Source organism: Mesorhizobium sp. B2-5-11, from assembly GCF_006440835.1.
Taxonomy (GTDB): domain Bacteria; phylum Pseudomonadota; class Alphaproteobacteria; order Rhizobiales; family Rhizobiaceae; genus Mesorhizobium.
The window spans coordinates 363,660-375,788 of sequence record NZ_VFUK01000006.1 but is presented as its reverse complement, the minus strand read 5'-3'; the positions used below and the strand labels follow the sequence as shown (position 1 = coordinate 375,788).

Sequence of the window (12,129 nt, the reverse complement as noted above, 5' to 3'; positions counted from 1 at the left end):
TGACCTTAGCCAGCCGGTCGCGCAGGAATTTTGATCGTGAACTTCTATCTTGGCGCCGGCTGCCCCTTCTGCCCGCTCGGCATTGGCAGGGTCGCCAGCCGCCAGAGCTTGCGCAAGTGCCTTCCGCCGCCGCGACGACGGCGATCAAAAAGCACCGGCAGCAAAGCGCATGGCAAACGCAGGCCGAACCGCCCACGGTTCGGTCGTTTGCCGACATTCCGCCTGTCTACGGCGCGGGCGAGCCGGCTTGCATCAGCCGGCGCGCATCGGCTTCAGCGCCTCGCTCCAGCGCAGCAGCTCCTCCAGCATGGTTCTTGCCCCGCCCTGCACCTGCTCGCTCGCTTCGAAGGAGCCGTCGGTCCCCAGCAGCTTCTGGTACAGCGGCAGCGCGATGCCTTCCGGAACCGGCATGACGCCGACGGAGGTCAGCAGCGGCTTGAGCGCCTGTGCTGCGCGCAGGCCACCGGAAACGCCGCCATAGCTGAAGATGGCGGCGGGCTTGTATTTCCATTCGCGCGAGAGATAGTCGATCGCGTTCACGATGGCCGGTGCGACGAAGTAATTATATTCCGGTGCCACGAAGACGAAAGCGTCGGCGGCATCGACGGCCTTCGACCAGGCCTTGGTATGATCGTTCAGGTAGTTGCCGAGCCTGGGATGGTGCGGCTCGTCCAGCACCGGCAGATCGAAGGCGGCGATGTCGGTCAGCACCGGTTCGAACTTGCCGTGCTCGCGCGCGAACCGCTCCAGCCAGTGGGCGAAAACCGGCCCGGCCCGGCCCGGCCGGGTGCTGCCGATGATGATGTTCAACTGGTGCTTCAAGGCGGGCTCCTTCGATTGACGGTATCTGTTGGTGACTGTGACCTACGGCAGAGCGCCGTCATGGACAAGACCGCGCCGTTTGGCGAGCGGTCACAATCGGATGATGGGAGCATCGCTCCGTCCCGTCCGGGCACGGGCTTTTACCGTCAGGCCACATGGACGCGCCGTGCGTCAGTCACTACATTGAACGGAGGCAAGGACTAGCGCGACGCGCTTGCCAGCGGAGCAGCCATGGACACTCAGCCCGCCCCCTTCGTTCCGCCGGCGCCGAGGCCGCGCACATCGCCGCCCTCGACGCTGGAGATGATGCGCATCGTCTACCGCAACCCGCTCGAGCTGTGGGGAGAGCCGACCTACAACGAGCCCTGGATCTCGGTGAACGGCGTCGGCGGACCGCTGGTCATCGCCAACGACCCGGGCCTCATTCGCCATGTCCTGGTCGACAATGCCAGGAACTACAAGATGGCGACGGTGCGCCAGCTCATCCTGCGGCCGATCCTGCGCGACGGCTTGCTGACGGCCGAAGGCGAGGTCTGGAAGCGTTCGCGCAAGGCGATGGCGCCGGTGTTCACGCCGCGTCACATCTTTGGTTTCGCGGGGCCGATGCTCAAGCGCACGCTTGAATTCGCCTCCCGTTACGAGGATGGCGGCACCTCCGACATTGCCCACGACATGACGCTGCTGACCTACGACATCCTGGCCGAGACGCTGTTCTCCGGGGAAATCGCGGGGGAGCCGGGCAGTTTCGCCAAGGAGATCGACCGGCTGTTCGAGACCATGGGCCGCGTCGATCCGCTAGACCTGCTGCGCGCGCCCGAATGGCTGCCGCGGCTTACCCGCATCCGCGGCCGCAAGACCATGGCCTATTTCCGCAAGATCGTCAGCAATACGGTCAAGATACGCGAACAGAAACTCAGGCGCGATGCCGATGCCGTGCCGCAGGATTTCCTGACCCTCCTGCTCAAGGCCGAGGGGCCGGACGGGCTGACACGCTCGGAAGTCGAGGACAACATCATCACCTTCATCGGTGCCGGCCATGAGACCACGGCGCGAGCCTTGGGCTGGACGCTCTATTGCCTGGCCGAGGCGCCATGGGAGCGGGAAAAGATCGAGCGCGAGATCGATGCCGTGCTGGCGCGCGAGCCCGATCCGACCAGATGGCTGGACGCCATGCCGCTCACCCGCGCCGCCTTCGACGAGGCGCTCAGGCTCTATCCGCCGGCGCCGTCGATCAACCGCGAGCCGATCGAGCCGGAGAACTGGAGGGATCTCCACATCCCGAGGCGCGCGGCCGTGCTGGTCATGCCTTGGGTCGTCCACCGTCACAGGAAGCTGTGGGACAGGCCGGATGCGTTCATGCCGCAGCGGTTCCATCCGGGAAACCGCGAAAAGATCGACCGCTTTCAGTATCTGCCGTTCGGCGCCGGGCCGCGCGTCTGCATCGGCGCCAGCTTCGCCATGCAGGAAGCGATCATCGGGCTCGCCGTCCTGCTGTCGCGTTTCCGCTTCGATTCCATCGCGCAAACCAGGCCGTGGCCGGTCCAGAAGCTGACCACCCAGCCGCAAGGCGGGCTGCCCATGCGGATCACTTCGCGCCTGTAATCGCCCGCCGTCGGCCTATGTTCAGACCGCCGGTTTGCGCTGGAACTGGCCGGCCGCGCGAAAACGCCAGAGATAGCTTGGCAGGATCGTGCCGAGCGCCTGCGGCTGGATGCCGAGGCCGGCAAGCGTGCGGTTGGCCCTGGCGGCCTCCTCCGACACGACATTGTGCTCGCGCAATTGCAGCACCTGGTCCTTGGTCAGCAGCGGGTTGGGCAAGAGGCCCAGGATCGACGCCTGCAGGTTCGCCACCCACCACGGCACCGGAACCAGTAGGCGCTTGCGCTCGATCACCGCGAGCATTTCCTGCATGCTTTCCTTGAAAGTAAGCACCTGCGGGCCGCCAAGCTCGTAGATCTGACCGCCCTTGATCTTGCCATCGACCGAGCGCGCCACCGCTTCGGCGACGTCGCCGACATAGACCAGCTGGAACTTGGTATGGCCGCCGCCGATCAGCGGCAGTGCCGGCGAATAACGCGCCATGTTGGCGAAGCGGTTGAAGAAACTATCTTCCGGTCCGAAATTGATCGACGGCCGCAGGATCACGGCGTCCTTGATCGTCTCCAGAACGGCCTTTTCACCAAGCGCCTTGGTGCGTGCATAGTTGGATGCGGCTTCCAGGTCGGCGCCCAGGGCCGAAATATGGGTCAGGCCGGCGCCCGCTGCGCGTGCCGCTTCGGCCACGGCGCGAGCGCCGAATTCGTGCACGGCCGTGAATTTCTGCCGCCCGCTCTCATGCAGAACGGCAACCAGGTTGACGACATGATCGGCGCCCTGCACGGCGCGATCGACCGACCAGCGCACGCGCACATTGGCCTGCACGGGCTGGATCTGGCCGACATTGCCGAGCGGCTGCAAATGGCCGGCGAGATCGGGCCGGCGGCAGGCGACCCTGATGCGATAGCCGCGCTTGGCCAAGGCCCGCACCACGTGGCGGCCGACAAAGCCCGACCCGCCGAAAATGACGACGAGCTTGGGGGTCTGCAGGATTTCGGTCATGGCTGGCTCCGGCGCTCGAAAGCTTGGCTGAAGCCGTTTCATAATCCGTTTCGCGTCAAACGCAAAGGGTGACGCGTCGTCGCTGTGAAGCGGCTTTCCCAGGAGAAACAGCTTGGGAATTGCGTCAGGACAAAAGCGCTTCAGAACGCCTTGCCTGACGCAGAAAACCCCGCCGAGGCGGGGTTTTCCGGATGACATCCATGCGAAGCCAGGGGCCAACGGAGCGGCCGGACCTGAGACGGTATCAGGAGGGCGTGAAGCAAGTACGCCCACCCCAGCCCTGGACATCCGACATGGTGCCACCGACCTTCTTGCAGGCCGCGACGAAATCGGCGCTGCAACTGGCGAATTTCGCGTGACCGTTCTTGCAATAGTGGTCCTCGGTAGCGCCGCCGCCCGGCGCGGCAATGACGCCTGGACTGGACGGCTTGACCGGCGCGGCCTTCAGGTTGGCCGCCTGGGTCGCGCCCATGAACGAGCCGAGGAGAAGGACGGCGGTCAGAATGGTGGTCTTGGTGCTGGTCATGATGGTTCCTTTTCACTGAGGTTGGTTTCTCCGGGACGCGAAGGCCATGCCTTGGCGTGGAGCAGATTTCGATGTGACGTGCTGTTCCCCGGTCTGGATCGGCAAGCTCATCCTGCCCTGGACAAGCATTGGTCGCCCCGACGCTCGAAAAGGTTCAGACCGCGCGCGAAAAAAACACGCATGGCCATGCCGCGGGCAGGCGCCGGCGGCTAATGAGCTGAAAAGAAGAATTTATTTCAGGCCGAATAGCGCTCGGCGAATTCGGAAATGCGCTGCACCACGGCCTTGGAGACCTTGATGCCCCGTGCCGCGGCCTTCTCCGCCGCCTCGGCCCGGGAGCGGCCCGGTATGTGCACGCCGTAGCGCCGGCGCAGCCGATCGAGTTGATCCTTCATCCGCTGCTCGAAATCCGGATCGAGCAGCTTGGGCTCGACGGCCAGCACGAACAGGCCAGTGCCGGGATTGTCCGGGCCGCCGGTGAACCAGGGCGCATCGAGCGACCAGTTTGCCCCCGATAGACCCGCCGCCAGCACCTCGACCATCAGCGCGATGTTGGCGCCGCGCTGGCCACCGAAGGCGAGCATGGCGCCCTTCATGGCTGCGGCCGGATCTGTAGTGGGATTGCCGCTGGCATCGAGCGCCCAGCCTTCGGGGATCTTCTTGCCGTCCTCGGCCGCCTTGCGGATATTGACGAAGGCGGTGGCGCTCGATGACTGGTCGATGACCAGCGGCGGGCCGTCGGCGGCGGGTGCGGCGAAGGACATCGGGTTGGTGCAATAGACCGGCTTGACCGAGCCCGAACCGGCAAGCACGGCGGGACCGTTGGTTGCGGCGAAGGAGACCAGCCCCTGCGCTGCCAGCCTTCCGGTAAAGTAGCCGAGGGCGCCGCATGTATAGGCATTCTTCTGCGAAAAGATGGCGACGCCGAACAGTCTTGCCGCCTTGGCGAGCTCGTCGAGCGTGCGGTCGAAGCCGGTATGCGCCAGCCCGCCTTGCGCATCGGAAAGATAGACTGCTAGCGCCGGCCGGGTGATCACGGGATCGGCATTGCCGTCGATGCGGCCGGCCTCCAGCGCTTCGAGATAGTCGATGAAATGCGACAATCCGACGGTCGAGAGTCCTTCCGCCTCGGCCGATATGATCGAGGCGGTGAGCGATTGCGCCGCTTCCTCGTTGGCGCCCGCACCCAGCGCCGCCATGCGGCACAGCCCGGTTGCCTGTTCGAGACTGAGTTGCATGGCGACTGCCTTTAGTGAGTGGTGAGTAGTGAGTAGTCAGCAATGGGTGGTGGCGACTAGCCACTTCCTACTCACCAATCCCTACTCACTAGGTCCCTAGCCGATCTTGTTCGGAATCCGCGCCTCGATCCTGCCGAAGGCGAAGACCAGAATGCCGGTGATCGCCATATAGATCAAGGCAAGCAGCAGCAAGGGCTCATAGGTGAGGTAAGTGTCCTGTCTGACCTTCGACGAAACGGCGAAGATGTCGATGACGCTGATGGTCGCCACCAGCGGCGTCGATTTCAGCTGCAGCACGGTTTCCCCCGTCAGCGTCGGCAGCGCCCGGTAGAAGGCCTGCGGCAGCCAGATACGCCGGAAGATCTTCCAGCGGCTCATGCCGAACGCACGTGCGGCTTCGAGCTGCCCCTTCGGCACGCCGGCAAAGGCGCCGCGCATCACTTCGCCCTCGTAACCCGCGAACGAGAGCGTCAGCGCCAGGACGGCGTAAGGCCATGCCTGCCTGAGATAGGGCCACATCCAGGATTCCCGGATCCACGGATATTGCGGAAACAACGAACCCAGCCCGTAGTAAAGCAGCCACAGCTGTAACAGCAGCGGCGTTCCCCTGATGATGGTGCAGAAGATCTTCGCCGGCGCCGCGAACCAGATCGGGCCGCCAGCCTGTGCCAATCCGACCGGCACGGCGATCAGGAAGCCCAACAGGCAGGTAACGGCCAGGATCCACAGCGCGCGCCAGATGCCGAGCAGGGCCAGGCCGTAATATTGCGGCAGCCAGTCCCAGCGCATGAAGAAGGCCGCGGACAGCACCAGCCCGAGCGCAATCAGGATCAGCACGATACGATGCGGCTGCAGCCAGAGCGAGGCGCGAGCCGCGCTGTTGATGATGGCCGCTTCGCTCGCCATCAGCGCGCCTCCTTGATCGACGGCATGCCGCGCCGCGCCCATTTCTCGACGCTACCAAGGACGAGGTTCGAAAACAGCGTCACGGCCAGATAGAGCATGCCGGCCGCGAGATAGAATATCAGGTAGGCCTTGGTGACGCCCGCCGCCTGCCGCGTCGCCAACGTCAGTTCGAAGAAACCGACCACGGCCAGCAGCGCCGTATCCTTGGTGGCGATCAGCCAGAGATTGGCGAGACCCGGAATGGCGAAGGGCAGCATTGCCGGCAACGTGATGCGCCGCAAGAGAAGGCCGGGAGACATGCCGTAAGCGCGGGCGGCTTCGATCTGGCCTTGCGGGACGGCAAGGATGGCGCCGCGTATGACCTCGGTCGAGTAGGCGCCCTGGACGAAACCGAGCACCGCGATGCCGGCCACCAGCCCGCTGATGTCGACCCGCTGATAGCCCATGGCGGTCAGCATCTGGTTTATCAGGTCGGTACCGGCGTAGTAGAGGAGCAGGATCAGCACCAGTTCCGGTACCGCGCGCACGATGGTCGTGTAGACCGCCAGCAGGTCGCGCACCACGGGGCCGCCATAAAGCTTGCCATAGGCACCGCCGGTTCCGATCAACAGTCCGACGATCGTGGCGCCGACGGCAATCTCAAGCGAATGCAGCAGCCCGAGCATGAGCGTCCCGCCCCAGCCGACGGGCGCGGGCGACAGGAGTTCGATGATGCCGGCCGCCGAGGCCGGAAGAAATGAATCGATCAGCTTCGCCCCCGGATTGCTGGCTCAATCCGCCGGCGCAAGCCGCCGGCGGCAAGGGTGCGTGGGAAAGGTCGGGTTGGAGGACTTGGCGTCAGCGCCTTGTCTTCCAGCCCATGCGAAGGTCGTCAGTCCGACTGCGTGGCATCGCCACGTCAGTTCGACTGCGTGGCATCGCCACGTCAGTTCGACTGGGCGCCGCTGCCGCCATATATGTCGAAATCGAAGTATTTCTTCGAGATCTCGTCATACTTGCCATTGGCGCGGATCGCCTTGATGCCGGCGTTGATTTTTTCCTTCAGCTCGGTGTCTTCCTTGCGCACGCCGGCGCCGACGCCCGGTCCGAGCACTTCGTCGTCCGGAGCCACCATGCCCTTCAGGTCGCAGCAGGCCTTACCCTGGTCGGTCTTGAGGAACTCGCCAAGCGCGATGGAATCGGCCTGCACCGCATCGAGGCGGCCGGCGGCGAGGTCGTTGTTGGCCTCGTCCTGCGTCTGGTATTCCTTGATCTCGGATGCCGTGGCGCCGAAATGCTTCTTGGCGTAGACGGCATGCACGGTCGACACCTGGACACCCAGGATCTTGCCCTTGAGGTCGTCCGGCGCGGAGCCGAATTTCTGGTCCTTCGGTCCGATGATCGCCGTCGGCGTGTTGTAGTACTTATCCGAGAAGTCGATCGTCTTCTTGCGTTCGTCGGTGATCGACATCGAAGAGACGATAAGGTCGATCTTCTTGGTGGTCAGCGCCGGGATGATGCCGTCCCAGGCGACGGGCGTGATGACGCAGTCGAGCTTCTCCTCGGCGCAGACGGCGTCGATGAACTCGATTTCCCAGCCGACCCATTTGCCCGAAGCATCCGGCGAGGTGAACGGCGGATACGGCTCGGCGGCGATGCCGATCTTGACCGGATCGGCCTTGGCTACGCCCATGGCGGCGACGCCGAGCAGCAGCGCTGCGGCGAACGTCTTCAGAACAGTCTTCATTTCACGACTCCCAGTTTGTTGTTGGTTCCCGGTTTTCTTCCGCCCTCGGTTTGCTAGCCGATGTTGCGAATGAATTGCTTGAGCCTTTCGGATCTGGGCGCGCCGAAGATCTGCTCCGGCGGGCCTTCCTCCTCGACCAGTCCATTGTAGAGATAGACGACATGCGTCGCGACCTCGCGCGCGAACTTCATCTCGTGGGTGACCAGCACCATGGTGCGGCCTTCGCGCGCCAGATCGCCGATCACTCTAAGCACCTCGCCGACCAGTTCGGGGTCGAGCGCCGAGGTCGGTTCGTCGAACAGCATGACGCGCGGATTGATCGCCAATGCGCGAGCGATCGCGGCGCGCTGCTGCTGGCCGCCCGACAGGTAGGCCGGATAGACATCCCGCTTTTCGGCGAGGCCGACGCGGACGAGCAGTTTTTCGGCCTGGGCGATCGCCGCGTCGCGCTTGACGCCCAGCACATGCACGGGAACCTCGATGACGTTCTCGATCAGCGTCATGTGGCTCCACAGATTGAAATTCTGGAACACCATGCCGAGCTTGGAGCGGATGCGTTCGATCTGCCTGCGGTCGGCCGGCACGGTATGGCCGTGGCTGTCCGCCTTCAGCTTGATCTCCTCGCCATTGACGCGAATGATGCCGCTGGTCGGATTCTCCAGGCAGTTGATGCAGCGCAACAGCGTCGATTTGCCTGAGCCCGAGCCGCCGATGATGGCGATGACCTCGCCGTCGCGCGCCGACAGCGAGACGCCCTTCAGCACATGCAGCTCACCGAATTTCTTGTGCAGGTTCTCGACGTGGATGGCTTCGGCGGCGCCATTTTGCGCCTCACCGGATGGGGCTGCGGCAACTCCCGCCGTGCTCAACAGGTGACCTCCGTGCAGTCGATGGCAGCTCGTCGAACGTCTACCCGGCTAATCAACATACGCTGTACTGCCCCGCTCCAGACTTCAGCATGGACCCAACAGCGCGAGCCCGTCAATCCCGCTCATTACGGCACTTGCGGCCTTGTTGTGCAAGTGTATAAATAGCCTTTCATGAAATTTTCTCGATTTTTTTCAGCTAAAAAGGGCACCGATGAGCGCTTTCGGATCACAGTCCATGGCGGCGACGCTGCGACGCGTGCTGATGCGGTCGGCGGCCAACGCCATGCGCGACGCCGACAGATCTGCCTGGCACTATGGCCCGGGGTTCAATCCGGCGAAAGCTGCCTCGCAGCACGCGGCCCTTGCTGAGTTGGTAGCGGCTTCCGGCGCTGAAATCGAATGGATCGAAGACAAGGCCGACGGACTTTCGGATTCGGTGTTCACGCACGACCCATCGCTGATGACCGGTCGCGGCGCGCTGATCCTGTCCATGGGTAAGCCACTACGCGCCAGGGAGCCCTCGCTGCATGAGGAAACCTACACAAGGCTGGGCATTCCGATCCTCGGCCGCGTCGAGGCTCCTGGTCAGGTCGAAGGCGGTGATTGTGTCTGGGTGGACGCCCGCACGCTGGCGATCGGGCGCGGTGTCCGCTCCAACCAGGAAGGCATCCAGCAGGTTTCCAACCTGCTGACGCCGCTGGGCGTTTCCGTCTACGGCTTTGATCTGCCGCTGTGGCAGGGCGAAGAGGCGTGTCTGCACCTGATGTCGGTGATCAGCCCGTTGGCCGACGACCTCGCGCTGGTTTATTCGCCGCTTTTGCCGGCCCCGTTCTATCAAATGCTGAAGGCACGCGGCATCCGGCTGGTCGAAGGCGATGCCGAGGAGTTCGCTGCTTCCAACGGCCTCAGCCTTAACGTACTGCCGACTAGCCCGCTCAAGGTCATTGCCGTTGCAGGCTTTCCCAAGACCAAGGCCGCGATGGAGGCCGCGGGCTGCATGGTTGAAGTCTTCGAGGCGGATGCGCTCTGCATCGCCTGCGAAGGTGGGCCGACATGCCTGACGCGGCCGATCCTGCGCCAATGAATGCGCCATCCCGCCGCAAGTTTCGTCGCGAGGGCGAGGAGCGGCGGCGGCAGGATCTGATCGAGGCGACTCTGGACAGCGTGGCCGAACATGGGCTGCAGGGCGCCACCTTGCGCACCATCGCATTGCGTGCCGGCGTCACCGCGGGGCTGATCCGGCACTATTTCCCCGGCAAGGAAGAACTGCTGCAGGAGGCCTATACGGCACTGGTCGGGCGCATTACCGAGCAGGCGAAAGCAGCATTGGTCATGGAAGATGCCTCGCCGCGGCAACGCCTTGCGGCTTTCGTCACCGCCAACCTCAACGCGCCGATCATCGACGCGCGGGTTTTTTCGCTCTGGGCAACCTTCATCGGCCGCGCCGGTGCGGATCCGACCCTGGCCCGTGCCCACCGCGAAGGCTATCTCGGCTTTCGCAACGAGGTGGAGGCGGTTGTGGCCGAAGTGCTCGCCGCCGAACAGTGCAAGCCGGACGCAAGCCAGTTGCGCCACCATGCCATCGCGATCAACGCGATCATCGACGGACTCTGGATCGAAGGCTGCCTGGCCGGCGAGATGTTCTCGCCCGGCGAATTGGCGGCGATTGGGATCAAGGCTGTCGAAGCCGAGCTCGGCCTCGAGCCGGAAAGGGGAGAACACTAATGACCACCATTGGCGAAGCGTTGATTTCACTGCTCGAGGCGCATGGCGTCGACACCGTGTTCGGTATTCCCGGCGTCCACACGGTCGAGCTTTATCGCGGGTTGGCGCGTTCGAGGATCCGCCATGTCACGCCGCGCCACGAGCAGGGCGCGGGCTTCATGGCCGACGGCTATGCGCGCGCCGGCGGCCGGCCGGGGGTCGCCTTCGTCATCACCGGCCCGGGGCTGACCAACACCATCACCGCCATGGGGCAGGCGCGCGCCGATTCGGTGCCGATGCTGGTGATCTCGGGCGTCAACGCCACGCCGACGCTAGGCAAGGGCCTGGGCTTCCTGCACGAACTGCCGGACCAGCGCGGCATGATGGAAAAGGTGGCGCTGTTTTCGCAACGCATCACCGAGGCCGGCGAACTGCCCGGCGCGCTCGCCCGTGCCTTCGCGCTGTTTTCCTCATCGCGACCGGGCCCGGTGCATATCGAGATTCCGACCGACGTCATGGTCAAGCCTGCCGATGGGATCGCGGCGGTGCTGAGCAACGCCGCGCCACCGGCTGCCGGGGCGACGGCCATCGCCGCGGCGGCCAACCTTTGTGCGGCGGCTAGGCTCCCGCTCATCCTGGCCGGCGGCGGCGCCAAGCGTGCCGAGGATGCGCTGCGGCGCCTGGCCGAAAGGCTGGACGCGCCGGTCGTCGAGACGACCAATGCGCGCGGCCTGCTCCACCGCCATCCGCTCTGCGTACCGGCCAGTCCCAGCCTGAAAGCCGTCCGCGCGCTGATGGGCGAGGCCGATCTGGTCATTGCCGCCGGCACCGAGTTCGGCCCGACCGATTATGACGGCTATGGCGATGGCGGATTTGTCCTGCCGGCCAATCTGATCCGCATCGACATCGGCGCCGATCAGCTGGCGCGCCGTACGGCGACGGTGGCCATCCAGGCCGACTGCGCCGAGGCGATCGAAGCCTTGCTTGCCGCGCTCGGCTGGGTCGACGCGGGCAGGCAGGACGGGAAGAACCGCGCCGCGGCGGCGCGAAAGGCGGCTCGCGCCGAACTGACCCCCGTCCATGCGGCGCAGGTCCATGCGGTGGAAGCCATCCGCGACGCCCTGCCGGGCGCGATCATCGTCGGCGACTCCACCCAGCCCGTCTACGCCGCCAACCTTTATTACGATCACGACCGGCCGGGCGGCTGGTTCAACGCCGCCACCGGCTTCGGCGCGCTGGGCTACGGCCCGCCGGCGGCGGTGGGCGCGGCGCTCGCCATGCCCGACGCGCCGATCGTCTGCCTCACCGGCGACGGTGGCTTCCAGTTCACCTTACCCGAGCTCGGCGCGGCGCTCGATGCCGCGGCACCCGTTATCTTCGTCGTCTGGAATAACAGGGGCTATCGCGAGATCGAGACTTCGATGCTCGACGTCGGCGTGGAACCCGTCGGCGTGTCCCCGGCACCGCCGGATTTCTGCAAACTGGCCGAGGCCTATGGCATCGGCGCCGAACGGATCGTCGATACCGGCGCCTTACCACTCGCGCTGAAGCGCGCCCGGGCAACGGGGTTGCCGCGCGTCATCGAAATCACGGTCGAGTGAAGCTTCACGCCGGCGTCGATTTTCCTACCTGCATCGTGGTCATTCGCCGGCTTGGCTTTTGCGCAGCAACAATCGCCGCTGCCCGACACATGCAAAGACGCGACGGCTGCCATGTCGAGATATCAATTGAGTGATCGCA

Annotated in this window: 12 protein-coding genes; 4 read left to right on the top strand and 8 right to left on the bottom strand. The window is 64.8% G+C overall.

The features are described 5' to 3' along the window. Nucleotides 1-252: 252 nt before the first annotated feature. The gene (locus tag FJ490_RS21005; RefSeq protein ID WP_140497272.1) at nt 253-822 is read right to left on the bottom strand and encodes an NADPH-dependent FMN reductase; all 570 of its coding nucleotides are present in this window, start codon (nt 820-822) and stop codon (nt 253-255) included. A gap of 231 nt (nt 823-1,053) precedes the next feature. Between FJ490_RS21005 and FJ490_RS21000 the strand changes: the two genes are divergently transcribed. Next, nucleotides 1,054-2,424, top strand: coding sequence for a cytochrome P450 (locus FJ490_RS21000; protein WP_140728808.1), 1,371 nt, complete (start codon nt 1,054-1,056; stop codon nt 2,422-2,424). A gap of 21 nt (nt 2,425-2,445) precedes the next feature. Here FJ490_RS21000 and FJ490_RS20995 read toward each other — a convergent pair whose 3' ends face one another. The 7 genes from FJ490_RS20995 to FJ490_RS20965 all read right to left on the bottom strand — a co-directional run bounded on the left by FJ490_RS20995 (nt 2,446) and on the right by FJ490_RS20965 (nt 8,685). Further along, the gene (locus FJ490_RS20995; RefSeq protein WP_140728809.1) at nt 2,446-3,420 is read right to left on the bottom strand and encodes a complex I NDUFA9 subunit family protein; all 975 of its coding nucleotides are present in this window, start codon (nt 3,418-3,420) and stop codon (nt 2,446-2,448) included. 244 nt (nt 3,421-3,664) lie between these two features. Next, a complete protein-coding gene (locus tag FJ490_RS20990) occupies nt 3,665-3,946 on the bottom strand; it encodes a hypothetical protein (RefSeq protein ID WP_140728810.1) in 282 nt (93 codons plus the stop codon). 236 nt (nt 3,947-4,182) lie between these two features. Next, on the bottom strand, nt 4,183-5,184 hold the full coding sequence (locus FJ490_RS20985) for an Ldh family oxidoreductase (RefSeq protein ID WP_140728811.1): 1,002 nt from the start codon (nt 5,182-5,184) through the stop codon (nt 4,183-4,185). A gap of 96 nt (nt 5,185-5,280) precedes the next feature. Continuing rightward, complete coding sequence (locus FJ490_RS20980; protein WP_140512871.1) at nt 5,281-6,090, bottom strand: ABC transporter permease; 810 nt, start codon at nt 6,088-6,090, stop codon at nt 5,281-5,283. Beyond that, nucleotides 6,090-6,755, bottom strand: a complete 666-nt coding sequence (locus FJ490_RS20975; protein ID WP_140728812.1) for an ABC transporter permease — start codon at nt 6,753-6,755, stop codon at nt 6,090-6,092. The genes FJ490_RS20980 and FJ490_RS20975 overlap by 1 nt, the downstream gene beginning before the upstream one ends. 260 nt (nt 6,756-7,015) lie before the next feature. After that, nucleotides 7,016-7,816, bottom strand: a complete 801-nt coding sequence (locus FJ490_RS20970) for a transporter substrate-binding domain-containing protein (protein ID WP_140512875.1) — start codon at nt 7,814-7,816, stop codon at nt 7,016-7,018. 53 nt (nt 7,817-7,869) lie between these two features. Then, nucleotides 7,870-8,685 carry an ABC transporter ATP-binding protein gene (locus tag FJ490_RS20965; RefSeq protein ID WP_140497256.1) on the bottom strand — a complete coding sequence of 272 codons (816 nt, stop codon included), beginning with the start codon at nt 8,683-8,685 and terminating at the stop codon, nt 7,870-7,872. Nucleotides 8,686-8,896: 211 nt separating this feature from the next. Between FJ490_RS20965 and FJ490_RS20960 the strand changes: the two genes are divergently transcribed. From FJ490_RS20960 to FJ490_RS20950, 3 genes are read left to right on the top strand one after another with little or no spacing between them, the layout of a single operon-like run. Then, nucleotides 8,897-9,769, top strand: coding sequence for a dimethylarginine dimethylaminohydrolase family protein (locus FJ490_RS20960; RefSeq protein WP_140525839.1), 873 nt, complete (start codon nt 8,897-8,899; stop codon nt 9,767-9,769). Beyond that, nucleotides 9,766-10,410, top strand: a complete 645-nt coding sequence (locus FJ490_RS20955; RefSeq protein WP_246676718.1) for a TetR family transcriptional regulator C-terminal domain-containing protein — start codon at nt 9,766-9,768, stop codon at nt 10,408-10,410. The genes FJ490_RS20960 and FJ490_RS20955 overlap by 4 nt, the downstream gene beginning before the upstream one ends. Beyond that, on the top strand, nt 10,410-11,990 hold the full coding sequence (locus tag FJ490_RS20950) for a 5-guanidino-2-oxopentanoate decarboxylase (protein ID WP_140728814.1): 1,581 nt from the start codon (nt 10,410-10,412) through the stop codon (nt 11,988-11,990). The genes FJ490_RS20955 and FJ490_RS20950 overlap by 1 nt, the downstream gene beginning before the upstream one ends. Nucleotides 11,991-12,129 lie beyond the last annotated feature (139 nt).

What these genes read in the sequence shown, in the direction of transcription:
- FJ490_RS21000 (WP_140728808.1), top strand. Translation starts at nt 1,054, where the DNA reads ATGGACACTCAGCCCGCCCCCTTCGTTCCGCCGGCGCCGAGGCCGCGC.
- FJ490_RS20995 (WP_140728809.1), bottom strand. Translation starts at nt 3,420, where the DNA reads ATGACCGAAATCCTGCAGACCCCCAAGCTCGTCGTCATTTTCGGCGGG.
- FJ490_RS20990 (WP_140728810.1), bottom strand. Translation starts at nt 3,946, where the DNA reads ATGACCAGCACCAAGACCACCATTCTGACCGCCGTCCTTCTCCTCGGC.
- FJ490_RS20985 (WP_140728811.1), bottom strand. Translation starts at nt 5,184, where the DNA reads ATGCAACTCAGTCTCGAACAGGCAACCGGGCTGTGCCGCATGGCGGCG.
- FJ490_RS20980 (WP_140512871.1), bottom strand. Translation starts at nt 6,090, where the DNA reads ATGGCGAGCGAAGCGGCCATCATCAACAGCGCGGCTCGCGCCTCGCTC.
- FJ490_RS20975 (WP_140728812.1), bottom strand. Translation starts at nt 6,755, where the DNA reads ATGCTCGGGCTGCTGCATTCGCTTGAGATTGCCGTCGGCGCCACGATC.
- FJ490_RS20970 (WP_140512875.1), bottom strand. Translation starts at nt 7,816, where the DNA reads ATGAAGACTGTTCTGAAGACGTTCGCCGCAGCGCTGCTGCTCGGCGTC.
- FJ490_RS20960 (WP_140525839.1), top strand. Translation starts at nt 8,897, where the DNA reads ATGAGCGCTTTCGGATCACAGTCCATGGCGGCGACGCTGCGACGCGTG.
- FJ490_RS20955 (WP_246676718.1), top strand. Translation starts at nt 9,766, where the DNA reads ATGAATGCGCCATCCCGCCGCAAGTTTCGTCGCGAGGGCGAGGAGCGG.
- FJ490_RS20950 (WP_140728814.1), top strand. Translation starts at nt 10,410, where the DNA reads ATGACCACCATTGGCGAAGCGTTGATTTCACTGCTCGAGGCGCATGGC.